Origin of the sequence: Sporosalibacterium faouarense (assembly GCF_016765695.1) — a bacterium.
Taxonomy (GTDB): domain Bacteria; phylum Bacillota; class Clostridia; order Tissierellales; family VENL01; genus Sporosalibacterium; species Sporosalibacterium faouarense.
Genome location: NZ_JAETGO010000083.1, coordinates 40935 through 66651 on the forward strand (window position 1 = coordinate 40935; position 25717 = coordinate 66651).

The window sequence follows — 25717 nt, forward strand, 5'->3', positions numbered from 1 at the left end:
TCAAATAAATAAGAGCTTCATGTAAGTCATGAAACCCTTAAGTATTTAAATATCTATTTTTCCATTTAACTAAAACCTTTGTCTCCTCTTCTCCACCATCAGCACTGTATTCTATCAAATTTTCTCCAGATTTTAAGTGAAAAAAGCTACTATTTAGATCTATATAGTTAAATGCATTTGTTCTATTTCCTTGACTATCCTCTACTTCCACTGATTTATTTCCAAAATCAGTAGTTATAACTAACTTTTCATCCGTATCTATCAACTTATTTACCTTAATAAACTCTCCTGTACTTATATTTTCTATTATTGGATTTTCACACTGCCCATAGAAAACTATCTCAACAGGTGTAGGAACATCACCAGCGTTATTAAATATCCTTGTCTTTCCTCTCTCGGCAAACGTAGTTCCTAAACTTAATGGAAAAGTCAATCCACCTATCCAATCTGCCATTCCCTCACTTTCATAGAATGAATCAGTCCAAAATGGTGATGGACAAATTAATGTAAAGGTAGTTCTTTGAAATCCTATTCCCTTATTTTCTGAGCCAACTGGAAAAACTGGAGCCGAGTCTACTACTATCTCTATCTCTCTACTTAAGCCTTGATACTCATACTTTAAAGTTCCTTTACCATCTTTAGGATTTAAAACTCTAGCTAATTTTGATTTTTTCTCAAGTAATTCTTCATGAGTATCAACTAGAATAGCGGCTTCAATGGTCAGTGCCCTAGTATCTATTAACGTATTAATATATGTTTCACCATCTTGGAAAGGGGCTTTTTCCATATGGATATCCCCTTCTACACTACCTGTTCCTGATAAAGATTGTAATAAATATGGCTTCCCATGTCCAAGGGTAATATTTTCTCCCTTTGAGTTAATAATAGTTATTTGCTCCACCTTATACACCCCATTCCATGGCTAATTGTCTTGATGCCTCTAGTGTCTTTCTTTTGATTGCACTTGGACTTAAAGGCTGTGGACTGTTAATAGTTATATTTTGAGTTATTCCGCTCCTGTTTAAGATACCTTGAGTTTCTTTATTACTATATACTTGTGCACCTCTAGGTAGATTAAGGAGCTCTGGACCTTTTTCACCAACGATGGCTAATCCACCTTTGAAATAATCAGTGCCTTCTGCTAGTAACGGAATAGTTGGTATATTAAATCCTAACGTTTTACCTGTAGGTAGCTTGATTTTAAGCTTGTTCATACCTCTAATCAATTTATTAATAGCTTCTATTATAGTATTTATAGACCCTTTTATACCATCTACAATACCTTCCCAGACATCGGTTACTGTTTCTTTTATTCCACCCCAGATATCATCAAATACACCTTTCACAAATTCCAAACCAGTGTTTACTGTTGACTTTATACCTTCGATAGACTCATCTATTGTATTACCGATACCCTCCCAGATATCTGAGAAAAATTCCTTAATTCCATTCCATATGCTATCAAATATACCACTTACAAATTCTAATCCTATTTTTATAGTCGTTTTTAAATGTTCAATGGATTCATCTATTGAATTACTAATACCTTGCCAGATATCTGAGAAGAACTGTTTAATTCCATTCCAAATATCATTAAATACACCATCTATAAACTCTAAGCCTAATTTAATAACTGACTTTAAGTATTCAATAGATTCGTTTATAATATTACCCACACCATTCCAAATATCTGAAAAGAATTTTTTGATTCCATTCCATAATCCTTCCCAATCACCTTTAAATAGTGCAGCAAATATATTAAATATATCAGTAATTAATGTAACTGCCGTCTGGATTATAGCAGATATTACATTCCAGATATTTTGTATTACAATAGTTATTTCTTCTCCATGACGCTGCCAAAGCTCTTTAATATACTCTACAACTGTTTCTATTATACCAACAAAAAAGTCTATTTCAGCTTTTATAGCCTCAAACCACGACATAATCATTTCTTTAATCATAGTCAGATTCTCTTCATTACTTGCAGCCCATTCTATTATCCAGTTTATCAATTGCTTTATTATATCTATAAAGAATCCTACACTCTCACTTATAATCGAAAAGACGGTTCCAATCACCTTCTGAATCATGGGCATATTATCCAATATCCAATCAAATAAAGTCTGGAGAATAGGGATTACTGCACTACCAATTTGGTTCATTACAGCTTCTCCTACCTGTTGAAACTCACTTTTTAGCTTTCCAACGGTTTCCTTCATAGTCCCCATGGTTTCTGCAAATTTAGCATTAGCTTCTATTGTTGAACCTGACATGACTAATCCCAATTCATTAGCCCTATCTTTATATTTCTGTAGACCTTCCCCGCCTTCTTCAAGAAGAGGAGTTAATTCTGTAGCATTGTCACCAAAAATTTGTGTAGCCAAAGCATTTCTCTCGGTTTCATTAGCCATATTTGATAGCTTTGTAATAACCTGACTAAAAGCTTCATCTGTAGATATTAGATTTCCTTGAGCATCCTCTAAAGATACACCTAAAGCTTGGAAGGCTTCAGCCTGTACATTGTTTCCCTCTTGAGCTGAAGCCATTGATTCACCCATAGATATAGCCGCATTTTGTATACCAGAAAACTCTGCTCCCGTTTGACTAGCAGTATATTTTAACTCTTGTAATTGAGTAGTAGATAGTCCTGTCTTCTCGCTAATTTTACTTATCTCTAGACTAGCATCAGCAGTTTTGGTTGCCATATCCATAAATGCTCCACCTATATCTTTTGCTACATTAGCTACGGTCATACCGACATTTGATACTGTTAAAGCTATATCTTTTAATTTTCCTAATTTATCAAAGGCATTACTTAATCCATTGGTATCAAAACTACTAGATCCCCCATTGGGACTAGATGATGGTTGCTTCTCTTTACTATCCTTTTTCTGCTGAGTAGCTTTTTTAATTTTTTCACTGGCCTTCACTGCTTTATCTGCAATATCAGAGAAATTTTTACTAATCTCCTTAGCCACTTTTCCAACTATTTTACCTACATCTAACACTTTAGAAGCCACTTCTTTTACCTTGCCTAGTTTTTTTAGTGCTTTAGCTAAACCGCTGACACCTGCTCCTGTAGCTGCTGAGATAGTTTTGCCAGAGGATTGCTTTCCACTGGCATCTTGATCTTTTTCTTGATTTTTTATTTCATTCTTCTTACTCTTACTTTCACCCATTATTTCACCACCTTCTTGGGTCAGCTAATGACATTAGCTTTCTTTTTCTTTGCCATATGTCTTTCTTTTATTGCTTCACATTGGGATATTATCTCTTCCTTAGACAATGTGTTTGACTTTTCCTTAGGCTCCTTTATTTCACCAATAAATTTATCCCAAGGAACCTTTTTTTCTACAAAGGGATTGTTTATATGTCCTACCCAAATCTCCCAAGCGTGATTCTCAATCTGCTCTTCAATAGATAACTCTTTTATTTTTTGAAAAAACTCTATTCCCTCAAGATAATCCATCTGTAGAATATATTCAATATTGCCATATCTTTTTAGCAAAAAGTCAGTCGTATTTATTGCATCAATTTGGATGCCGATTTCAAAAAATTTCCGATACCCTCCATTTTACCAAAGGCATAGAATAGGTTCATTGTTTCTTCTAAGGACATATTCATGATATCCTCTGTCTTTATGCCTGATAGACTAGATATGAACTCACAAATTTCCTTATCAGCTCGATGTATATTTTCAAACAATATAATCGCTAGCTGCAATCCTTGATCCTGTGATACTTCATTCATTGTATTATCTAGATTATTTTTTCCATCTGTAAAAAGGCTTTTCATTTCATCTTTGATTCCTGTTTTCTTAATTATCTTTGATAAAGCAAAAACATCTTGAAACTTTAATTCTCTAAATTTATAGTCCATGATTTTCCCTCCCTTTGTAAGAAAAGCACTCTATAAAAGAGTGCTCTTATTGCTTATATTACTTCTACATCCTCAATTTTATATATTGGAGATTCTAAATTAGCTGGATCATAATGAGCTGAGAAATGTAATTCTACAGCTAATTCATCCTTATCTACCATTTCCATATTCAATCCATTGTCACTTAGTGCATTGAATAAAGTAATCACCTTCGTTTTTCCTCCAGTTGTAGTTCCAACAAGGGCAATATTCTTTAAGTAGTCACTATCTGATATAGTTCTATCTCCATTTGTTATTGCACTTGTAGCCTCGTCAAGATTAGATCCTGCAAGGGCCATCTTAATATTTTCTTGAGATAAATCCATTAATCTAACTGTTAATGAAGCATTCTCATTAATTATTCTTCTTAGACCTTTCGTCTTTCCTCTTCTTCCATCATACTCTACTTCTTTAAACTCTTGCTCTACTAAAAATGTATTTCCACCTTTACATGGTCCTAACATTTTCTCATCTGTTTCCTCATAATTAACATAAACCACACCTGTGTCAATAACAATGTTTTGAAGCTGCTCTGTTGATAAACTCATTAAAACTCCTCCTTTTTTTAAATACATAATTAAATACCTTTGCTTTGCTGTGATGTTTTTATTTCTTAAAAACTACATATATACCACCCCCTCAAAATCTATCAAATTAAATTTTATCTTTTTAATTTAGCTAGGAAATTGATTCTAAGTTTTAACTTAAATTTTCTTTCTTAAGTTACTTTTGTACAATCATAATAATTCCATTTCTCGAAATATAATTAGTCGTATTAGTGGAATTATTATTGTACTTAATCACTGCTGTTGTTTCATTCTCAAACCAGTCCACTATTCTCTCCATCTCTTCTATTGCTAAATGTCTTTCTTCAAGGGCTATAGTTTTGCCCTCAATTAATTCAATAGTTAATTCCAATTCTATTTCCCCCTTATCATTTAAAATATGACTTTAAGCTTTTACTATCTGCCTAAAAGAAAAGACAGCTTTTGATTAACTGTCTTTTAAAAAGTCCCTTCACTAATAGGGCACATTTGGAAAAATGTTTAACGTTTTTATTATTTTTATAGAAATTTTTTTATTTTTTTTGATTTTTTTATTCTATTTAGCCCTCTCTTTATTGTGGTAGACACGTTACCTTTAGTAACTCCTAGCTCATTTGCTATCTCATGCATAACCATATCATCGAAATAATACATCTGTATCATTTCTTTTTGCCTTTTAGTTAAATCTTCATCTATAGCCTCATATAGTGAGCTCTTCATCTCCCTTATCTCTGATAAGTTTGTCAATGATTTGCTCCTCGAATACATTGATGACTGAAGGTACAATACGTCTTGATTTTCTTCGGTTAAGTGTATATTTCTCACTGCGCCACCAGCTCCTTTCATAATAATTGCTCACTTCTCTACCTGTTTCTCTCACATTCCTTCTTATTATTAATAAAGGTTTCAGCCTATCTTCTATATTTGTAATTCTTTCTTTTATATTTGAGTCATTACCATGACAATTTTTAGTCATATTTTCAAGCTCTTCTTTTTCAGTCTTGAGCTTTGTAATTCTATCACTAATCATTTTCAACGACTTTTCATATTCTCTCCCTAATTCTTTATAGTTTTCTTCATTCATTTTATTCGCTCCTATGCTCGGTTTTTTATATTCTATATTTCTAATTAATTATTTTTTGTTCACTATGGTTTACAAAGAGATAAAATTTTTTATCCTAATTTATAAATACATACATATCTTAAATATCTTTTTTCTCTTAAGTCCTGCCAACACTTGATATCCCTATTAATCACCTAATTTCACACTATATTATTTATAAAAATAAATGTATTTTATTGTTTACAGAATAATGATATAATCAAATAGTGTACTAATTTTTATGGGGTGATGTTTTGAATAAATTAAGCCAGATAATAAGTAATTATATTGAAACCAACAATTTAACCCTAAGGGAATTTGCTGATAAATGTTCTCTTAGCCATTCGTATATTGCCAAGCTAAAAAACGGCTTTGATCCCCGAAGTAAACATCTAATCCATCCCACCATGGATACCATTGTAAAGCTTTCCAATGCCATGAATATAGATGTAAAGGAACTATTATTAAAATCGGGTTATATTGATAATAATGACAATCATATTTTAATAGATACTCAAATCCCAAGGGATTTAAAAGAAATCGGCATTGAATACTTAGAATTAGCTAAAGAGATGCAGGATAAAGAAATTCCACCAGAGGATATTAAAAAGATAATATCCATACTAAAGAAAGATGGAAAATAGCAACCTATAGACCTATATAGGTTGCTTTTTATAGTCTAAGTTAATATATATTACCCCATTACTAATTATGTGTAAAATATAGGTTATTCCAAGATGTATGTATCGAATACAATTAGACATAATTTACCTCCCTTGCCATACACTCCTGTAGCAAATAGCTAATATTAAGTTGTAGTATAACTCACACCGTAGCAAAGGCATCGAACGTCTGTTCGATTTGTTCGTATGATTATATTATAATGTTCTCCTTTATAAAAATCAAGGGAAATATTATTTCAATTTTCGACAAATTTTTTATTCTTCATTTGTTTTTTCTATTATTCCTATCTCCTATGTCAATTTTCCCATTTTATTATTTGAGGAAATTTTATATTTATAAATAGCCTTCCTAAATAAAAAGAAAAACCCTTGTGCAAAACAAGAGTTTTTAAATATTTTTTTCTAAGGTTGCCATTCATAAACTTCTATTTTCTCTATAAGACCAGTAATTGTATTTGCATAAATTGATATATTATGTGCTATACTGTCCTCACCATATATCATATATTTATATACGGTATATTTATTATCATCAGCATCAAAAATATCCGAGTTCCCAATGGAATACCCTGCTAACATAAAAGAATTCTCAATTATTCTAAGGTCCGTATTCAGCTTAATTCCCATTATAGATGGATATGTATTCATTAGCGGCTTATCCGACCCTAATCTTAACACTACTTTTTTAATTATGTCATCATCATAGTAATATTCTTTAATCCATTTATCAGAGTTTCCAGTCATCTCGTATCTATACATTCCATTAGAATTGTCAACTATTGGACTTTCTGAACTATATTTTCCTTTTTCTAATTCATCTAATTTACTAATATTTTGCCCAATTAACTTTACTGAATAATCTTCCTTCTGTTCTATCATCGGCTTATGAGATGCCTCAATACTTGCAACTAAATTATTTGATTTGTGAACATTTACATCTATATTATAAAATACATTTGTATCATTAGTAACAATTGTATATTCCTTAGTTAAAAACTCACCTTCATCAGAATCATAGGATTCTTCTCTTATTATTTTACTATTAGCACTTTCAATTCCTTTATTTATATTGTCTAGCTGCATATTTAATCTTACTCCTAATAGACTTGGTACGTTTGCTTTGAATTCATTTCCTAATGCAGTGCTTATTCTCATTCCAGTAATTGTTAAATTATCATCGTGAAAATAGCTTTTTTGCCACTTATCAGGTCCATACTCCATATCATATATAAATACTCCTTCTTCAACTAAAGGCTCTTTTGAATCAAAATTACCACTCCCTAAATGATTTGCTTCCAGCTCCATATTAGCACCTAACCATTTAAGATAAAAATCCTCTTTATATTCATTGATGGATATATCTTTATTAGTATATACGTCAATTTTATAGACCATCCCGTCTCCTTCATAATCTGAATATTCTACCCTTAAATCAAAGCTATCACTATTCCATGTTGGAATGTTTGTAACATTTTTAGTGGCTTCTTCCAAAGTCATATCAAACCATATACCCATAAATCTCTGTGAAGATAATCCGATATTACCTTCCTGACTATAATAGTCTAAATTCTTTATAACACTTATCTTATTAATAGTAAAATCATCTTCAGCAAGCCAATACCAGGTAGCATATCCTTCATTATAATCAACTTCATAATATTTTCCTTCATCACTTTCCTTTAAAGGAAGGTCTCCTAGTTTCATTAGTAGAAAATCGGCATCTCCATCCATGTAGTGATAAAGTATATCTGAATCTAAACTATAGTATTGATTTTGTTCATCATCATAATCATTGTCTCCAATGTTCTTATCTAAATCTAATGCTGTAATACTTATTAAAGCAATAATATCATCTTCTGGAACATGACACTCTATTATGTATTTATCCCCATCTTGATATGTGTACTTGTCATATCCAAACTCTGTTTCTTCAATTATAGGAGGATCATCAAATCTACCTTCTAAGCCCTGTAGATCACCACTTCCTAAGCCAATATCATATAATTCTATCTTTTTATCTGTCTTGCCATTGCTTTCTATAGATACCTTTTCTATTATTTCAGTTTCGAGATTTGTTATAAATTTAAACGCATACCCTTCTGATGTCTCATAATACATAAAGTCATACTCATCCATATCTGGTTGTCCAAAGTCATTTAATATTTCTTCACGACTCTTTCCTAAGTAGTCTAAAAGATAATCTGTATTAATTATGTCAAAATTATCTGTTTCAGAATTTTTAATTTCTCCTTTTTGTTCATCTTTATCATTTTCTTCATCTTGATTTAATTGGTTATTATCATCATTCTCTATTCCTTGATTATTCTCATCTTGTTGTTCTGTATCTCCGATATTATTTTCATTACTAGCTGTATCAGAATTATCCTTAGAGCATCCACTAATAATTAATCCAAGGGATATTAAAAATATTAATAGTATATTAATTGTTCTAGTTTTCTTCATTTTATAACTCCTTCCTTTTTGTGATTAAAAGACAAGGGGTTCGCCCCTTGTCTCTTAAAGCTACTTATCATACTATATATCCATTATTATTCTGTAACAACAATGTTTTGGAATATAGTAGGAATTCTAAGAACCCTGAATCCAACTTTTCCTTCACTATATTTTGAGTCAGAGACTGCAATCACTTTACTGTTATTTAAATAGACATAAATCTTATTCTCATTTGCAGTAACCTTAAGGTCATAGACAGTTCTTGGTTTGATATCAGTATAATATGTTTCTAGCCTAGTCCAATTACCAGAATCATGATATCCAATCATAACTTCTCCAGTTTTACCATTCATTGTTGGTCTTATGCCTACGAAATATCCATCATAATTATCTCGTCCAGATTCTGCATCGGATACTCTAAAGACAATTCCAGCATCATTAGGTCCATCATCTACTGCATCATATATTGTAATTTTAGTTTCAATGGTTCCATTTACAAAACTAGAGTCATTGAAAGTAGCAAAGGCATCATCAGATCCACTAGGAGTCACGTATATTGAACCATTATAGGCTAAGTTTCTACTAAAGCTGCCATCTATAATGTTCATATTTGGCATAAATCCAAAATCATAGTCCAAATTCTTTGTTGATGCTATAACTTCGCTGTTATGTTTCTCATAATCTTCATTTACTATAACTCCATCTTGCTCAGTATTATTTGGGTTAGTTCCATCACCTGTACTTATATTATCTTCATCTAAATATGAGTAAGGGTCATAATTTGGATTATCATATTTTTCAACATCTTTAAATATCTTATAGAATATATCTTCCCTTAATTGTAAATCGCTCCACAGTAGAAAGTCTTTATGCTTCCACTGCATGCTCATATCTAGACTTCCTAACCAATCAATAATATCCGAACTCAAAGCCGTTCTATAGGTTTCATCGTTAAAATTAACATCGAAATTTTTTGTTACTGACCCCTTAATGTAGTAATCTATTTTAGTTCTTCCTAAGGTTTTATATTTCGTGTTTCCAATGTAGGCATCTACATGGAAATATTCTGGTTTCCAGTCGGGTCCAGGTAATCCTGTTCCTTTTTTCTTTATATAAAATTTGTCAATATTGCTTAGCTTATGACTTCCCCTTAAAGAAATATCATATACATCATAGTCTCCTGCCTCAAAGTCGTTATATCCAGATTTGTCAAAAAGCTGTTCTACAGAAGTACCATCTTTAAATCTAACTCCAAAGTAAATATCATCATCTGTTCCGTTTTGATCGGCATAAGGATATTTTATTCCAAATAAGCCTTCATATTTACTTGTTCCACTCTTAGTCTTAATAGCAACTTTTAAGTTATCTATCTCTACATTAGCTGTAGAGTAATTGTATCCTGTATTTAAAACGTTTTTAGATCTATTGATTAGTTCCTTGTATCCCTCTGGTCCTATTAATATTAATTTAGTCATTGTTATTGTATTATAGAATGGTGCAAATTCTTGATCAATTGCTTTTACTCCATCTCCGAAGTTGCCCATATCTTCCTCAATTCTAGAAATAATTTCTTCTCCCAATACTATTTCAGGTGTACTAAATGCCTCTTTTAACTTATTTACTTGTTCTTCTGACAACCCTACGACATCATAAATCATAAAATTCATAATCATATCATTTACGTAGTCATTGAATTCATCATACAATTCTTTTAACTGTTCTATTTTTAACTCCTCTTCAAAAAATTTAGCAATATTGCCTGGAAGGTTTAAAGCATCTATTATTACATCTGGTACTGGAGTTATATATTTCCCATAATTGTTAACCCATTCTCTTAATTCATTCACTGCTACCTCTAAATCACTTTCATCTCCATTATCTATAAGGGCTCTTGCTATTTTTTCACTTGTATTAATCCACTCATTTATAGCTCTATCAATATCATTTAACCAAGCATCTAAGTAATTACATATTGCTGTGTTTTCAGCATAGTCTAAGATGTTTTGCGAATTACTATATTGTCTATAATAGTCAGCCTTCTCTTTCACAAATGATCGTAATTTAACTAAGTATTTATAATGTTCAGGGGCATTAATGCCATTATACATATTTGATAGTCCATTATCCTTTGATCCATTATAAACAAATGAATTTAAAATAAAATCATTAGGAGCATCAATATCAATATAAGATCCCCTACTGTAGCGTTCCGGTATTTTCTTATCAATTACTCCCTCAGATGATATATGTTTTAGAATTATACTTAACGCATCTTCTGCCTTTTCTGGATCAGCTAAATCAGTCATATCTGGATATACTCCATTAGCTATTTGATTTATATAAGTATGACCAAATAAATCTCCAGAGTAATGTGTCATATAACCTAAAACAAAAGAAATCATCTCATATCTTTCATCTGAATTTTTCGGTAATACCATTATCTTTTCAACCATTTGCTTTAGCCACTTGCCAGATGTGATATCATCACTTGTAGTCTTAGTTCCCCTATCATCTATTGGATGAATATATCCCTGCCCAACATAAATATCTGGAAAAGCATCCGGTCCTAACGATCCTGCTCTATATGCTTTGGGATACTTCATTAGAGCAGAATAAAACTCTGGTGCTACCTTAAACTTTCCAAACGGTTTAATCGTAACATATCCATTATTTGTCATAACCTCTTCAAGTATTAGATTAGCACTATAATTGTGAGTCTTAACCTTCCAAGCACTTGCTTGATTCATTGGTACAGCCGTCATTAAAAGTGCTAGACACATCAAGACAGCTATAATCTTCTTCACATTCATTGATTTTCCCCCTTAGAGTATTTGATTCTATTGACATAAACACATTGCACTATAACATGTAATGGATTATCTTATTTTATTCAACATATTTTAATTTTATAGTAATTTCATCCATTTTTCTGCAAATTTTTCTTTGCATTCTCTATAAATATATTTCATAAAAAATGCCAATTAATCCTATAACGATCAATTGGCATTACATTATCTATATTCTATTTTTTATTTATTGTAGGTAAAATAATCTTTAAAATTGTATATTCACCTTTCTTTGATTTTACAGTTATTCTACCATTATGCATCCTTACTATTTCTTTAGTAATTGACAAGCCTAATCCTTTACCTAAAGCTTTTGATTGATTATCTCCTTGATAAAATCGCTCAAAAACATGCTCTAATGATTCTTTATCGATTCCTTTACCAGTATCCTTCACAATAATAGTAACTTTATTACTTTCAACTTTATATTCTAATATGGTACTATCAAATTCATCAGTGAATTTAAGTGCATTTGATAGTAAATTTGATATAGCACGATACATACTATTTCTATCCATACTTACTCTTGCATCTCTATGGTTACAATCTTCTATATATTCTAACCTTTTATTCTGTTTAGAAAAAATATCTTTATGTTGATTATAAACATCTTTAAGGAATTTAGATATATTTATTGAAATAAACTTCTTTTCTATTAGTATATCTTTAAGGTGAGCCACGGCATACAAATCCTCTATAATAGAATCTAATGAATCGATGCTATTATCTAACACTTTTAGACAACTCTTCTGCTCCTTTTCATCCAGAATACCTTTTTTTAATAAAGCTGTATTAACTTTTAAAACCGATAGAGGTGTTTTTAAATCATGGGATAGATTTTCTATTAATGTTTGTCTATTTTTCTTCATTTGTCTCTTATAATTATTATGAATAATGGTTTTCCTTAAAAAAACAATAATAATTACAATTATTATCATTATCAAACTAATAAATGATATAAAATAATTATTCTCTTGTTTATGTTCGACCATCATTGCATTCTTAAACACTTCATTCTTAGGAATATTTTTTATAACCTTATCCAATATATCTCTTAATAATTCATTATCTTTACTAACTCCTATACAATGACTGGCTTCAAATTTCAATTCACCTACTATTCTTAAATTATGAAAATCTTTCATGTGACTGTAGTAATTATAGACCACACTTTCTAAAAATATATATTGGCCTTTCATATTATTAATTACTTCAAGTGATTCTAGAGTATCAGTAGTATTTAAAAGCGTATAATCTGTCAGCGTTGACCGCACATAATCATTCTGCCAATATTTCTTAGGAAATACAAAAGTAGCACCTTCCATATCATCTATATCCAATATTAACTTATTATCATTGTTTCCAATCACAATTATATTTGCTTTAAGATAGGGCTGTGTAAAACTTATGTATTCCCGCCTTTCTTCAGTATTAGTAACAGCAGATAATAAATCAATTTTACCAGATTTTAAAGCATTTAAGCAGTCTGCCCAAGTATATTTTTTAAATCCCTCAACTGGAATAAAGTTAACATTTAAAATTTCACTTGCCTTCTTTAAATATTCAACTCCGAATCCTCTAGGATTACCTTCCGAATCAATATATTCTATGGGAGCATAATTTGATTCAATAGCATAGTAAAAGGTGTCTTTGCTTTCTAAAAAATCTATTTCTTCATCTGTTAACTTAAGTGAGTCTTTTAATGCAGTATCCTTGGCGAAAGATACCGATGTCATAAATAAATTTAAAATAATTAAAATAATTATTACTCCCTGCTTATGCATCTTTTTATAATCTCCTTATTTAGCTTATCTAAATTTTATTTTAATTTTTTGCTACCCTATAACCCTTATTATATTTCGAAATTATGACAATTTGATTTAGATTGATCTTTTTCATTTTCTTTCTAATGTTTGAAATATGTACAGATATAGTTCTGCTTTCTACATCACAAACGTTCACTCCATAAAGCAATACTAATATTTCTTGTTTAGTGCAATAATCCTTTTGTTCAGCTAAATAGTATAAAATTCTAAATTCTATTGGTGTAAGATTAGCATATTTACCATCATAAATTAAGTCCCTTTTATGCATATCAAATTCTAAGTTATTTATTTTTGCTTTATCTAATAAAAATCTTTTATCCTGTGGTTTTACTCTTTTTATCAGTGCATTAATTCTCGACAATAAAATTTCAATATCGAATGGTTTTGTTATGTAATCATCTGATCCGCAGTCAAAAGCCTCTAATATATTAGTCTTGTCTGATAACGCAGTAAGAAAGATAATGCCTACATTAGATTCTTTTTTGAATTTCTCACACAATCTATTGCCTCTTATATCTGGAAGTAAGGTATCTAGCAACACTATATCTGGTTTAAAACATTCAAATGATTTTATTGCAGCTTGTCCATTATAGGACTGATGTACATCAAATCCATTATGCTTTAAAAAAATTGTTACACCGTCCGATAGGTTCTTCTCATCTTCTACTATTAAAATTTTTACACTCAACTAAATCACTCCACAGTTTTTATTTCAATTTTAAAAGATATAATGACACAAAAAGCTTTCTTTAAACTTTTAATAAAATAATCAAAATAATACTAATATAAGAAAATTATTCCACTATTAATTATATATTAACGCTATATTAATAACAATAATATACATTTGCAACTAAAAAAAGAAGCCCTAATTAAAGGACTCCTTATTTATATATAACCTTATTAAGAGGGTGATTAACCAAAAGAATTAACTACTTAATTCTTTTAAGTATTGAAGCAATATTAGTTGCACCACTTCCACCTATATTTAATGTTAAACCTGTGGCAGCACCTTCCACTTGTAAGCCTATTGATTCTCCTAGCAATTGCTGAGCAATAAGAACATGCATAGATACTCCAGTTGCTCCAACTGGGTGACCTTTAGCCTTTAGACCACCTGACGGGTTAATAGGTAGTCTACCGCCAACTTTAACATCTCCATTTACAATTGCATCTCTACCATGTCCAGGCTTAGCCAATCCTAATGCTTCATATATCAATAGTTCAGTAATCGTAAAGCAATCATGTACTTCGGCTACATCTATATCATCTATACTTAAATTCAAATTATCTAGTGCTTTTTCAACGGCTTTTTTAGCTGCCGTTAATTCATAATTAGATCTTTTTCCTTCAACAATTGAAAGATAATCGGAAGTATGCTCTAATGTTTGTATTTCAACAACTTTATCCTTTTTAGCCTTTGCATTCTCAGTTGTTGTTAATACTAAAGCCGCTGCTCCATCAGATACTAATGAACAATCAGAAAGCTTCAATGGCTGAGCAATCATTGGGTTCTTATCTGATACCACCTTAGCAAAATCATGTTCATACTCTACATGCATTTGTGCTAAAGGATTGGACATAGCATTCTTATGAGCCTTACATGTTATATGAGCTAGAGTATCAGCCAATTCTTCTTCAGAATATCCGTATTTGTCTATATAGCCCTTTGCATATTCTGCATATAATCCTGGGAAGGAATATCCCTTTTCTCCCTCTTCTGGATAATATGAAGCCATACCTAGAACCTCTGTTACTCCAGCTGTTTTTAATGAAGTCATCTTTTCAACACCAATTACAAGAACATTTTTCATTTTACCAGATTCTATTGCAAATAATGCCTGCTCAACGGCTGTTGAACCAGAAGCACAAGCATTCTCAACCCTTGTACACGGTTTAAATCTAAGTGCCTCATCTATTTCTACAGCATATGGTGCAAGATGTTCTTGATTATTAAATCCACCACCACTATAATTAGCTACAAAAATTCCATCTATTTCTTCAGGATTAATTCCTGAATTTTTAATTGCTCCCTTACCAGCCTCTACTAACAAACTATATATAGTTTCTTCTTTTAGTCTTCCAACTTGGGAGTGATAAGTTCCTAATACAGAAATACCCATGAGTAAGTCTCCTTTCTATTTTCTATAGTATTACTCCACCTGTGATTTCAAGTACTGACCCTGTTATAAATCTAGCTTCATCAGATGCTAAATATAGATAAGCATTAGCAATATCTTCTGGTTCTCCAAGTAATCCTAATGGTGATTTCTTCTTCATCATATCTAAAACCTTATCAGGCATTTTTTTAACCATAGGTGTAAGAATGAATCCAGGAGCCACAGCATTAACGCGGATACCTTTCTTTCCTAGTTCCTTTGCCCATGTTTTTGTCATACCAATAACGCCCCATTTTGTAGCAGCATAATTTGTCTGACCATAATTACCATAAAGTCCTACTACGGAAGATGCATTCAATATAACTCCACTACCTTGATCAGCCATAACCTTTGCAGCTGCTTGACCACAATTGTATACACCCTTTAAGTTAACATCTATAACCTTATCCCATTGATCTTCTGACATTTTTAATAGAGTTGAATCGGCTGTGATACCAGCATTATTCACTAGAATATCTAGCTTGCCAAATTCCTCAATAGTTTTTTCAATCATTTCATCTACTTTGCTTTTATTAGTCACATCTACAACCATGCCTAGAGCTTCTCCGCCCTCAGCCTTGATTTCCTCTACAACTTGTTTAATATGATCTTCATTAACATCGGCAACAACAACCTTTGCTCCTTCTTCTGCATATCTTTTAGCAGTAAATTCTCCAATTCCTCTACCTGAACCTGTTACTATAGCAACTTTATCTTTTAATCTCATTCTAATTCCTCCTAATATGAATTTATTTAAAGAAATTGCACATTACAATTTCATGTATAAACACTTCTAAATACTTCTGTTTTATTTCTTATGGATAACTGAGAGATTTTCTCCGCTATCCTTTTTATTTACCTAATAGACCTTAGTAAAGACCAGTAACTAGATAGAATAGGGATATAACGAACGCGGCTACTAATGGCAATGCCATGGTATTAACTGCTATATCCTTATAACTGTCTCTATGTGAAAGCTGTGTAACTGCTAATAGTGTTATAATAGCTCCAGAATGTGGTAAAGTATCAAGTCCTCCAGCAGCAATAATCATAATCCTGTGTAATGCCTCTGGAGCAATTCCCATGGCCAAGAATTCTTTAGATAATACCTCTAGAGCTATAGCTGTACCTCCTGATGAAGAACCAACTATACCAGCTAGTAATGTTGTAGAAATACCTACTTTAAATACAGATGGAATTCCCATTGAAACTATACCCATTTTAACTGTTGTAAAGGCTGCTAATGACTTTATTACTCCACCATAACCAACCTCTGATGCAGTATTGAATATAGGTAGTAATGCTCCAACTGCTCCATCAAATACTGTTTTGTTTGTATTTGGTATAAACTTTCTCATAGTAATTAATATAAATACAACTGCTATTGAAAGACCTATGATTACAGGCCAAGTACCGTTAACTACTCCGCCTACAGCTTCATATTTAGCAGTAACTGAAGATAATTTAAAATACCAATTAGTTAATATAAAGTTTACAACAAATACAATTATAATTGGTGTAATAGCTAACCAAATATTAGGTATATTATCATCTATATCGTGTAGATTTTCATTTGGATGATCTCCATATCCTTCACCGGCAGTCACTAATCTGTTAGCTCTCCAGTTAAGGTAATATAAACCTCCACCTAACATAATAGCAGTCGCTAAGATACCTAAAATAGGTGCTGCATAAATATCTGTTCCAAAATAAAGTGTTGGCATAGTGTTTATATACTGTGGTGACCCTGGAAGTGCAGTCATAGTAAATGTGAATGCTCCCAGTGCTATTGCTGCAGGCAATAATCTCTTTGGTACATTTGCCTTTTTCAATAATGTAGCTCCAATTGGATACATTGCGAAAACAACTACGAATAATGATACTCCACCATAAGTTAATAAAGCTGTTGCTATAACTACAGCTGGGATAGCTCTCTTAGTTCCAAATTTTCTAGATACTAAATCTGCTATAGATGATGCTGCTCCTGTAACTCCCATAAGCTTACCAAATATTGCTCCAGCCAAGAACACAGGGAAATACTTAGCAATATACCCTGCCGCTGCTGGCATAAATCCTTCTGATAATGCGTGAAGTGCTGGTACTTCTCCAGAAATTAATACTGCAGCCATTGCTAATAATGGCGCCAATACAAGTACTGAAATTCCCTTATAAGCAAAATACATTAATGCTGCCAAGGTTAAAATAATAGCTATAACTCCTAACATCCCAATTCCTCCTTAAAATTTTTATAAGTGCAAGACCTAATGATAATATAGATAATTACTCTATTTTTAGCCCCCTTTCAATTAATCTATAGTGATGTTCATAGCTTCATCTAAAAAGATTCGAGAATCCATTTGCTTTAAGTCATCATTAATAATAGGTACAAACTCCATTAAATCAAGAATATCCTTTTGCAAATCAATTCCAGGTGCAATCTCTGTTAAAACAAGACCCTCTTTAGATAGTTCAAAGACTGCTCTTTCAGTGATATATAAGACTTTTTGTCCCTTCTCAGCTGCATATTCTCCACTGAAAGTAATCTGTTCAACCTTATCTATGAACTTTTTGATTTTACCTTCCTTCTTTATATTTAAATTGCCATCAGCTATCTCTATCTGTAAGCCTCCTGCTGTAAATGTTCCACAATATATTACTGCCTTAGCGTTTTGAGTAATATTTATAAATCCACCACATCCAGCTATTTTAGGACCAAATTTACTAACATTTATATTTCCAATCTTGTCACACTGAGCCAATCCTAAAAATGCAACATCCAGTCCACCACCATCATAATAGTCAAATTGATACCCTTGATCTATAATAGCCTCTGGATTGGTTGCAGCACCAAAGCTTAATCCTCCTGCCGGTACTCCTCCTATAGGACCTGATTCTATAGTTAAATTCATATTATCTCCAATACCTTCCTCACTGGCAACCATGGCAATTCCTTCTGGCATACCTATACCTAAATTTGTTATAGCATTTGGAATCAATTCCATTGCCCCTCTTCTAGCTATTATCTTTCTAGCATCTAACGGAAGTCTTCCTAATGAACCAACTGGCACCTTTAGTGTTCCTGAATATGATGGATTGTATTGCTCTCCAAATGTCTGCATATGATTTTCAGGCTTAGACTCTACTATGGCATCTACATAAATTCCAGGTATCTTAACTAATCTTGGGTCTAGAGTTCCCTTCTTTACCACCTTTTCAACCTGCAATATTACTATTCCACCAGAATTTTTAACTGCTTGTGCCATAGATGTAACTTCAAGGGTCACTGCTTCCTTTTCCATAGTTGCATTTCCTATTTCATCAGCATAGGTTGCTCTAATAAATGCAACATTAATAGGAAACCCTTTATAAAACAGATACTCTTTATCATTTAACTCTATTAGCTCAACTATATCTTCTTTAGTTAAATCATTTAATTTACCACCTTCGATTCTTGGGTCAACAAATGTCTTTAGACCAACGTGGGTAATAGTTCCTGGTTTACCTGCTGCAATATCTCTGAATAAGTGAGTTATTACACCTTGAGGCAGGTTATAGGCTTCAATCTTATTTTCTAATGCCAATTTACCGAGCTTAGGAGCCAATCCCCAGTGACCACCGATTACTTTTGATACTAATCCTTCATGTCCAAGATGATTAAGTCCCCTTTCCTTTCCATCACCTTGACCTGCTGCATATACTAATCCTATATTTTTAGGTTTTCCTTCTGCGAGAAAACGTTTTTCCAATGCAGATGTTAATTCTTCTGGATGACAGTTACCTACAAATCCACCAGTGGCAACCATGTCACCATCGTTAATCAATGCTACAGCTTCAACCGCTGACATAACCTTGGATTTCACATCAATTCCTCCCTTTATATAATTGTTTTGTCGTACATAATATATAGGTTGCAAAAGCCGTGCCAAGTTTTTTTAGAATTTTCAAAATTTAAATCAGATAAACAAGCTATTGATAAAAAAATAACAACTCCGCCAATGCTATTAATAGCTTTAGCGGAGTTGTTAAGTGTTCGGATTCCAAAACGATTTTATGTCGAAACTTTGTTATGTGTTCTGTTATCCAAACTATTTTTTAGTGATTTTTATGATTGTGTTTGATAATACGCACATTTTCATAATAACTTGTCTCTTTAAATATCCATTAGGTTATATTTAGCTAATTTTTCATAAAAAGTTGTTCTTCCTATTCCCAGTAGCTTAGCTGCCTTAGTTTTATTACCATTTGATATCTTCACGCTCTCAATTATGGCATCTTTTTCAGCCTTAGCTACAATCTCACTTAGATTCTTTATATTCCTACTATACTCCTTCCCTACTACTTCCTTAGGCAAATGTTCTACATCAATAATATCTGTCATATCAACTAAATTCACAGCCCTCTCAATTATATTAGCCAATTCCCTTATATTACCTGGCCATGTATATTTAATTAAGTGATTCATCGCTCTATCTGATATCTTCTTTATATTTTTATGATATTTATTATTTAACCCATATAAGATATAATCACTCAAATCTGGAATATCTGCCGGTCTTTCTCTTAAGGCAGGAACATGTATAGTGAAAACATTCAATCTGTAATAAAGGTCTTTTCTAAATTTTCCCTCTAAGACTAAATCTCCTAAATTCTTGTTAGTAGCAGCAATAATTCTAGCATTAGTTCTCTTTGATTCGGTTCCACCTACCCTTTCAATTTCTCTTTCCTGTATTACTCTAAGTAGCTTAGATTGCATAGATAATGGCATATCTCCTATTTCATCAAGGAAAATAGTTCCTCCATCAGCCAGCTCAAACTTACCTATTTTACCACCTTTTTTAGCTCCAGTAAAGGCTCCTTCTTCATATCCAAACAATTCAGATTCTAGCAACTCAGAGGGAATAGCTGCACAATTCACCTTAATAAATGGACCAAATCCTCTAGCACTTCCATTATGAATTGCATGGGCTAATAACTCTTTTCCCGTTCCACTTTCTCCTATAAGAAGCACCTTAGAATCAGTTCGAGATGCCTTGGCTGCAAGATCCTTGGTATGACTAAGTTTTTTACTTTTCCCTATGATGTTATCAAAGGTATACCTTGCTTTGTTATTTCTATTCAGCTCACCCTTGTACTGCTCTAGTTCCTGCTCCATTAAACTAATTTTTTTATATAAATCATTCAATTCATCCACATCTCTAAATAAGACCTTTCCCACTGCTCCTATTGGTTCACCATCCTTAAAGGTTGGAATTCTAGAGGCAATCATGTAGTTTCCTTTGATTTTTTGAACATCGGCAATCTCTGGCACACCGGTCTGTGCTACTATGTGCATTCTTGTATTTTCAACCACCTCTGTAACGTGCTTACCTATAATCTCTTGTCCTTCTACTCCTAGAAATTTTTCATAGGTCTTGCTAATCATAGTAATATATCCAGCTTTGTTTACAACAACTATACCATCATAAACTGTCTCTAATATTGTATTTAGAACTTCAGATACATTCTTTTGTTCTTCTAGCTCCTTTAATAAGTTGTCATGCTCAGTTACATCAATAAATAGAGCAATAGCTCCTTTTATTTCTCCATCTTCAATTATTGGTGCCCTATTTGTAATTATCTTTCTACCGTTAATCTCCATCATAGCATTAATGACTGTTTTACCTGTTGTTACGGTTTCAGGTAGTTTAGATTCTGTTAATACATCATTAATTTTTAAACCTATTGCCTTATCAGCATTTACTCTAGATATCTTTTCTGAAACTTCATTAAACATAATAATATTAAAATCATTATCTATAGCTATTATTCCATGATTTGTAGCTTCAATAATTGAATTAATACTAGTAGCTAGAAAGTTTACCTGCTCAGAAAGATACCTTGATTTACTTAATAATCCGCTAAACTCACATTTGTCATTTACTACAAAGAGTTCATCCTCATCCTTCTTAAAAACATTATTACAGTCTTGATCTTCCTTAACACATAGGTCAGTACAACTCTCTAGCTTCACATCCTTAACTTTTATAGAAAAGTCTTTTAAGCTATTCATTGAATCTATAATAACTCGTCTGTCTATTATGCCTGTAAGCTTATTTTCTTTATCTACTACTGGTATATTGTTGACCTTGTATTTAAGCATAAACTCTACAGCATCCTTCATTGTACTTTCTTCATGTAAACCCTTTGCTTCTGAATCTATCAGTTCCTTAGCTTTAACCTTTCTAAGATTAGGCACGGTCTCACTCCTTTACTAAGCAGTTTTTATTAATTTACTATATTCTATTGATTCCATAATTTCAGTTGTAGATCCTGATTTTTCAATATATCCATTATTCATTATAATAACTTCATCAAAATAATTTAGATTCTTCTCCGATAAGTTATGGGTTATTACAATCATTGTTTTATCTTTAAGTCCATATACTTTCTCCTGCATCAATATAGAATTTTGGAAATCTAATGATGAAAAAGGTTCATCTAATATTATTATATCACGATTAATTAACATCATTTTTACTAAAGAAAGTAGTTGCTTTTCTCCTCCACTTAACTCAGTACAATCATTCTTTTCCTTAATCAAATCAATTTTATTGCATGAATAATAATCGGTAATATTATTTAGATTCTCACCAGGATAAGCCCCATATACAGTAACATTATTTAAGAAGCTATCTGAAAACACATGCTCAAATTGATTCACACATCCTAGAATGCCAGAAGTATCAATTTCACTAATATCAACACCATCAACTTTAATCTTGCCATTGGTAGGAGTTATATATTTCATTAATAAATTAGCAATTGTTGATTTACCTGATCCACTATGTCCCACAATTGCATATTTTTTCCCTTTTTCAAAGGAATAATTAAAATTCTCAATTTTAAGTTTTCAAATTTGACTGAGACCTTTGAGAATTCTATTGTATGATTACACTCCGATAGCTTTGGTAAAGCTTTCTCATCATCCTTCATAAAGTCTAGTAATTTATCTTTAGTCGATTTTGCTGATTTCATAGTGCTTAAATCTGATACAATATACCTAACTGGATAAACAAACTCTTTTATATATGCTAGAGTAGCTGTTGCGGTTCCAATTGTAATTGTGTTCTTAAGTAATAAGACTGCTATTGTAACAAATGCTGATATATCAAGCAAATACATAAATGAACCATTGAACACATTAGTAAATGTACTAAACCTTCCATAGTGTAAAAGCTTATCCTCAGTTTCTGTCATGGTTCTATTATGTTCACTTAAAATGTTATCTTTCGTTTGATAATTTACATTTTTAAATCCCTGGAGCAAATCATGTACCTTGCCAATATATAGTGATACTGCTCCAAGATGATTTGCTCTTCTTTGTGAAAGAGTCTTACTAGTTACATTTGGTAAGAATAGACTTAGCGATGAACATAGAATAATTATTATTGCTATCCTAGGGTCTAGCATAAACATATATATCCCATATACAATTACTTGGATAGCAGATTGGACAATCATAATCCCACTATCAAGGTATTGCTTAACTACAGGCACATCATTATCTAAAATTGAAACATAAGTACTTAATTTAGATTTGCTAAATTTGGTATAGCTATATCCTAATATTGAATCGAATATATCTCGTTTTATCAATAGATAAAATTTTCTCACTATTTTCCACTCATGTAGCTGACTTATGTATTGGAATCCCATTCCAACACCAGCTGCTAATAAATACATTGAGATAAAAATAATAACTCCCTTACTCCCTTTTGAAAAGTCATAATCAATCAACATCTTGATTATATATGGAATAGCTGCAATTGCAGCTACATAAATAGTTCCAGTTAATATCCTTATAAATATTAAAGATTTCATTTGATTTATGTATTTTTTCATATTATCCCCCGTATAGTATTATACTTTCCTTTCCCCTTTATTTTGTAATTTAATTCAAAGATTGGTGGTCAATAGTACTCAATCAGCAAAAATTCTTATTAATGAGAATACCATAACACCTGTTAATAGAACTCCAGAAATTCTAGAATCCGAATGATCTTCCTTATTTATAATTTCTTTAATAAGCTCTGCTGAAATGTGATATAACCCCATTGAAGCAGCGACACAAATAATAATCCACAACATGATGTAATTCCCCCTTGTATTTCAGTCTAATTTTTAATTGAATATAACATATCTATATTGGTAAGTAAAGGAAATTTAGCAATTAAGTACTCCAAGTTCTTAATAAATTAAATATTTGTGTAAAATAAAGGAAATTAAATGAGAAAAGTAGAAATGTTAGAATGAAACACAAGAAAGGAGTTGTTCATAATGCTAATTTTTATTATTATCGCTATTTTAGTTATTTATTTTGCATTTAATTTGATCGCGAAGGATAAAAAAGGATCACCTTTTTCTAAATCTAATGATTCTGTTACTCAAGTTGAGAAATTGCCCTATAATAGGAAAAAATACTTATTATCAAAAGCTGAATATAATTTCTATAAAGTATTGGAAAATGCCATTGATTTAAATAAATACTATATATGTCCAAAGGTTAGAGTAGCAGATATAATTTATGTAACTAGTAATCCTAATAGACAAAGGTATTTTAATAAAATACAATCTAAGCATATAGATTTCTTATTATGTGATAAAGAATACCTAACACCTAAAATTGCTATTGAATTAGATGATAAAAGTCATAATAAATCAAATAGAGTTAAAAGAGATGAGTTCTTAGATAATGCATTTGATGATGCGGGAGTTAAATTATTACGTTTCAGAGCAAGTTATTCATACAGTCCTAATTATATTAATGAAAAGATATCTGAGAATTTTGCTACAATCAAGTAAAAGAGTAACACTTTTTGGCACATGACAAAACCCCTTGAAAACAAGGGGTTTTAATTTGTGACAAGGTTAGTATTTATAGGAATCTGGTGTCTGCTTCTATTATTTATATTCAATCAATTTATGATTTATTGTAAAGTCGTGTATAGCCACTTTAGCTTTATTTTATAACAACAATAGGTTCATATGCTGGGCTTATTCTCAAAATATCAAATAGTTCCTTCACTTTTTGACTAACTAATAGCAGGGGTTGACGCCCTAAGGTTACATTTTTTTCAAGAGAAAGATTAAAGTCTTTTGATTTATCATAATGTGGAGGAAATTTTATTTTCCCAAATTCTTGGCATTCTGTACAATCTTCATCATATAATATGTAAGGCATTTTTTGTGAAAATGAAGGCATAACATTATTTATTATCATTTGGAAGCACTTTTTCTCTTTATTTTTATTCCCTACATGTATAACTGGTTCTAAGGAATATCCAGTAAATTGTTGTTTTTTGAAAATTTTTGCAAGTTTCTCAGTTATGATAATAGCATATCCTCCAGTGTATCTATCATCAGGTATTTCAAGAAATAATTTTTTCTTCATCTGTGTGGTATTCCAATATAATTTAGATATTTGCTTAAATTCAACAGAACCACATTTTGGACAAATGAATACTTTTTCATATTTAGTACCATATTTACTGGGATGTTTAATATTTGTTGCGTAGAAATCAAAATGTGTTGCCATATACAACAATGGTGATTGGCTTACTTCTTTTTTAGTAAATTTAAAATCTAATCGGTAAAGAATCATATCTTTTAATTGTAAATTCTCCATTATATCCATAAATCTTTTATATTTATCACTTTGATATTCTAAAACAAAATCATAATGCACATCACTAATTCTTTGTGTAGGATTTTCAGGTATTTTTTCTAATCGTATATTTTCATTTTCAAATAGCAAATCAATATCCTTCTTAAATTCTGAATATTCATTGAAATCATTATATATATTCTCATCGTACTTAAGCTCAAGAAAACCTAAATAAAATGTTTTCATATTAATTCCTCCAATTATAAAATGTAGAGTATGCTTACATACTCTACATTTTATATTAATTACTTGAGTTGTTCAATTTTTAATAGCTAATATTACCAACTCTTTTTACACATAGAAAATGACATAAGTCCTAACACTTGTGAAAAAACCTGTACGCTTACACAAGGAGAACTTAAACTTATGCCTGTCACAAGTATTGACAATAGATACTCTTTACCCCTTGGATTTAAGCAATACTAAAAAAGATTTCTGTAATGATAACAGCATTAAATTTAAAATCAAGATTGATATT

General features: G+C 31.4%; 23 protein-coding genes. 2 read left to right on the forward strand and 21 right to left on the reverse strand.

Annotation, left to right across the window (positions count from 1 at the left end; translation table 11 throughout):
• Positions 1–37: 37 nt before the first annotated feature.
• The 8 genes from JMO20_RS15365 to JMO20_RS15400 form a co-directional block, all read right to left on the reverse strand.
• Positions 38–901 carry a phage distal tail protein gene (locus tag JMO20_RS15365; RefSeq protein ID WP_202710586.1) on the reverse strand — a complete coding sequence of 288 codons (864 nt, stop codon included), beginning with the start codon at positions 899–901 and terminating at the stop codon, positions 38–40.
• A 1-nt stretch (position 902) separates the two neighbouring features.
• Entirely contained in the window at positions 903–3182 is a 2280-nt protein-coding gene (locus JMO20_RS15370; protein ID WP_202710587.1) for a phage tail protein, read from the reverse strand.
• 20 nt (positions 3183–3202) lie between these two features.
• Positions 3203–3511, reverse strand: coding sequence for a hypothetical protein (locus JMO20_RS15375; RefSeq protein WP_202710588.1), 309 nt, complete (start codon positions 3509–3511; stop codon positions 3203–3205).
• Positions 3512–3525: 14 nt separating this feature from the next.
• Positions 3526–3882, reverse strand: a complete 357-nt coding sequence (locus tag JMO20_RS15380) for a hypothetical protein (protein WP_202710589.1) — start codon at positions 3880–3882, stop codon at positions 3526–3528.
• A gap of 53 nt (positions 3883–3935) precedes the next feature.
• Positions 3936–4469, reverse strand: a complete 534-nt coding sequence (locus tag JMO20_RS15385) for a hypothetical protein (protein WP_202710590.1) — start codon at positions 4467–4469, stop codon at positions 3936–3938.
• 175 nt (positions 4470–4644) lie between these two features.
• Complete coding sequence (locus JMO20_RS15390; RefSeq protein ID WP_202710591.1) at positions 4645–4839, reverse strand: hypothetical protein; 195 nt, start codon at positions 4837–4839, stop codon at positions 4645–4647.
• 146 nt (positions 4840–4985) lie between these two features.
• Positions 4986–5186, reverse strand: coding sequence for a sigma-70 family RNA polymerase sigma factor (locus JMO20_RS15395; RefSeq protein WP_202710592.1), 201 nt, complete (start codon positions 5184–5186; stop codon positions 4986–4988).
• Complete coding sequence (locus tag JMO20_RS15400; protein ID WP_202710593.1) at positions 5167–5550, reverse strand: hypothetical protein; 384 nt, start codon at positions 5548–5550, stop codon at positions 5167–5169. Before JMO20_RS15400 ends, JMO20_RS15395 begins: the two co-directional genes overlap by 20 nt.
• A 272-nt stretch (positions 5551–5822) precedes the next feature.
• Between JMO20_RS15400 and JMO20_RS15405 the strand changes: the two genes are divergently transcribed.
• Positions 5823–6212, forward strand: coding sequence for a helix-turn-helix domain-containing protein (locus tag JMO20_RS15405; RefSeq protein ID WP_202710594.1), 390 nt, complete (start codon positions 5823–5825; stop codon positions 6210–6212).
• Between the two features lie 441 nt (positions 6213–6653).
• Here the strand turns inward: JMO20_RS15405 and JMO20_RS15410 are convergent, their stop codons facing one another.
• The 12 genes from JMO20_RS15410 to JMO20_RS15465 all read right to left on the reverse strand — a co-directional run bounded on the left by JMO20_RS15410 (position 6654) and on the right by JMO20_RS15465 (position 23663).
• Positions 6654–8714, reverse strand: coding sequence for a hypothetical protein (locus JMO20_RS15410; RefSeq protein WP_202710595.1), 2061 nt, complete (start codon positions 8712–8714; stop codon positions 6654–6656).
• Positions 8715–8800: 86 nt separating this feature from the next.
• Positions 8801–11515, reverse strand: coding sequence for a zinc dependent phospholipase C family protein (locus JMO20_RS15415; RefSeq protein WP_202710596.1), 2715 nt, complete (start codon positions 11513–11515; stop codon positions 8801–8803).
• Between the two features lie 212 nt (positions 11516–11727).
• A complete protein-coding gene (locus tag JMO20_RS15420; RefSeq protein ID WP_207753526.1) occupies positions 11728–13287 on the reverse strand; it encodes an ATP-binding protein in 1560 nt (519 codons plus the stop codon).
• A gap of 88 nt (positions 13288–13375) precedes the next feature.
• Entirely contained in the window at positions 13376–14065 is a 690-nt protein-coding gene (locus tag JMO20_RS15425) for a response regulator transcription factor (protein ID WP_202710598.1), read from the reverse strand.
• Positions 14066–14309: 244 nt separating this feature from the next.
• Entirely contained in the window at positions 14310–15500 is a 1191-nt protein-coding gene (locus JMO20_RS15430) for a thiolase domain-containing protein (protein ID WP_202710599.1), read from the reverse strand.
• Between the two features lie 22 nt (positions 15501–15522).
• On the reverse strand, positions 15523–16263 hold the full coding sequence (fabG, locus tag JMO20_RS15435; RefSeq protein ID WP_202710600.1) for a 3-oxoacyl-ACP reductase FabG: 741 nt from the start codon (positions 16261–16263) through the stop codon (positions 15523–15525).
• A gap of 142 nt (positions 16264–16405) precedes the next feature.
• Complete coding sequence (locus JMO20_RS15440) at positions 16406–17761, reverse strand: GntP family permease (RefSeq protein WP_202710601.1); 1356 nt, start codon at positions 17759–17761, stop codon at positions 16406–16408.
• An 81-nt stretch (positions 17762–17842) separates the two neighbouring features.
• Positions 17843–19396 carry an acyl CoA:acetate/3-ketoacid CoA transferase gene (locus JMO20_RS15445; protein WP_341534041.1) on the reverse strand — a complete coding sequence of 518 codons (1554 nt, stop codon included), beginning with the start codon at positions 19394–19396 and terminating at the stop codon, positions 17843–17845.
• A gap of 290 nt (positions 19397–19686) precedes the next feature.
• The gene (locus tag JMO20_RS15450; protein WP_202710602.1) at positions 19687–21771 is read right to left on the reverse strand and encodes a sigma 54-interacting transcriptional regulator; all 2085 of its coding nucleotides are present in this window, start codon (positions 21769–21771) and stop codon (positions 19687–19689) included.
• A gap of 15 nt (positions 21772–21786) precedes the next feature.
• Positions 21787–22368, reverse strand: a complete 582-nt coding sequence (locus tag JMO20_RS15455) for an ABC transporter ATP-binding protein (RefSeq protein WP_341534042.1) — start codon at positions 22366–22368, stop codon at positions 21787–21789.
• On the reverse strand, positions 22323–23417 hold the full coding sequence (locus JMO20_RS15460) for an ABC transporter ATP-binding protein (protein ID WP_202710603.1): 1095 nt from the start codon (positions 23415–23417) through the stop codon (positions 22323–22325). Before JMO20_RS15460 ends, JMO20_RS15455 begins: the two co-directional genes overlap by 46 nt.
• A 78-nt stretch (positions 23418–23495) precedes the next feature.
• Positions 23496–23663 (reverse strand): hypothetical protein, encoded by a 168-nt coding sequence (locus JMO20_RS15465; RefSeq protein ID WP_202710604.1) that lies wholly within the window; start codon positions 23661–23663, stop codon positions 23496–23498.
• 189 nt (positions 23664–23852) lie between these two features.
• On the opposite strand from JMO20_RS15465, the gene JMO20_RS15470 reads away from it, so the two are divergent.
• Positions 23853–24377, forward strand: a complete 525-nt coding sequence (locus JMO20_RS15470) for a DUF2726 domain-containing protein (RefSeq protein WP_202710605.1) — start codon at positions 23853–23855, stop codon at positions 24375–24377.
• Positions 24378–24534: 157 nt separating this feature from the next.
• Here the strand turns inward: JMO20_RS15470 and JMO20_RS15475 are convergent, their stop codons facing one another.
• Positions 24535–25425: a hypothetical protein gene (locus JMO20_RS15475; protein ID WP_202710606.1), complete on the reverse strand. Its 891-nt coding sequence runs from the start codon at positions 25423–25425 to the stop codon at positions 24535–24537.
• Positions 25426–25717: the final 292 nt, after the last annotated feature.

Excerpts from the sequence above, each read along its gene's own strand:
- fabG (WP_202710600.1), bottom strand. The coding sequence starts at position 16,263 with ATGAGATTAAAAGATAAAGTTGCTATAGTAACAGGTTCAGGTAGAGGA.
- JMO20_RS15385 (WP_202710590.1), bottom strand. The coding sequence starts at position 4,469 with ATGAGTTTATCAACAGAGCAGCTTCAAAACATTGTTATTGACACAGGT.
- JMO20_RS15460 (WP_202710603.1), bottom strand. The coding sequence starts at position 23,417 with ATGAAAAAATACATAAATCAAATGAAATCTTTAATATTTATAAGGATA.
- JMO20_RS15370 (WP_202710587.1), bottom strand. The coding sequence starts at position 3,182 with ATGGGTGAAAGTAAGAGTAAGAAGAATGAAATAAAAAATCAAGAAAAA.
- JMO20_RS15380 (WP_202710589.1), bottom strand. The coding sequence starts at position 3,882 with ATGGACTATAAATTTAGAGAATTAAAGTTTCAAGATGTTTTTGCTTTA.
- JMO20_RS15475 (WP_202710606.1), bottom strand. The coding sequence starts at position 25,425 with ATGAAAACATTTTATTTAGGTTTTCTTGAGCTTAAGTACGATGAGAAT.
- JMO20_RS15415 (WP_202710596.1), bottom strand. The coding sequence starts at position 11,515 with ATGAATGTGAAGAAGATTATAGCTGTCTTGATGTGTCTAGCACTTTTA.
- JMO20_RS15430 (WP_202710599.1), bottom strand. The coding sequence starts at position 15,500 with ATGGGTATTTCTGTATTAGGAACTTATCACTCCCAAGTTGGAAGACTA.
- JMO20_RS15420 (WP_207753526.1), bottom strand. The coding sequence starts at position 13,287 with ATGACATCGGTATCTTTCGCCAAGGATACTGCATTAAAAGACTCACTT.
- JMO20_RS15440 (WP_202710601.1), bottom strand. The coding sequence starts at position 17,761 with ATGTTAGGAGTTATAGCTATTATTTTAACCTTGGCAGCATTAATGTAT.
- JMO20_RS15400 (WP_202710593.1), bottom strand. The coding sequence starts at position 5,550 with ATGAATGAAGAAAACTATAAAGAATTAGGGAGAGAATATGAAAAGTCG.
- JMO20_RS15395 (WP_202710592.1), bottom strand. The coding sequence starts at position 5,186 with ATGAAGAGCTCACTATATGAGGCTATAGATGAAGATTTAACTAAAAGG.
- JMO20_RS15410 (WP_202710595.1), bottom strand. The coding sequence starts at position 8,714 with ATGAAGAAAACTAGAACAATTAATATACTATTAATATTTTTAATATCC.
- JMO20_RS15470 (WP_202710605.1), top strand. The coding sequence starts at position 23,853 with ATGCTAATTTTTATTATTATCGCTATTTTAGTTATTTATTTTGCATTT.
- JMO20_RS15465 (WP_202710604.1), bottom strand. The coding sequence starts at position 23,663 with ATGTTGTGGATTATTATTTGTGTCGCTGCTTCAATGGGGTTATATCAC.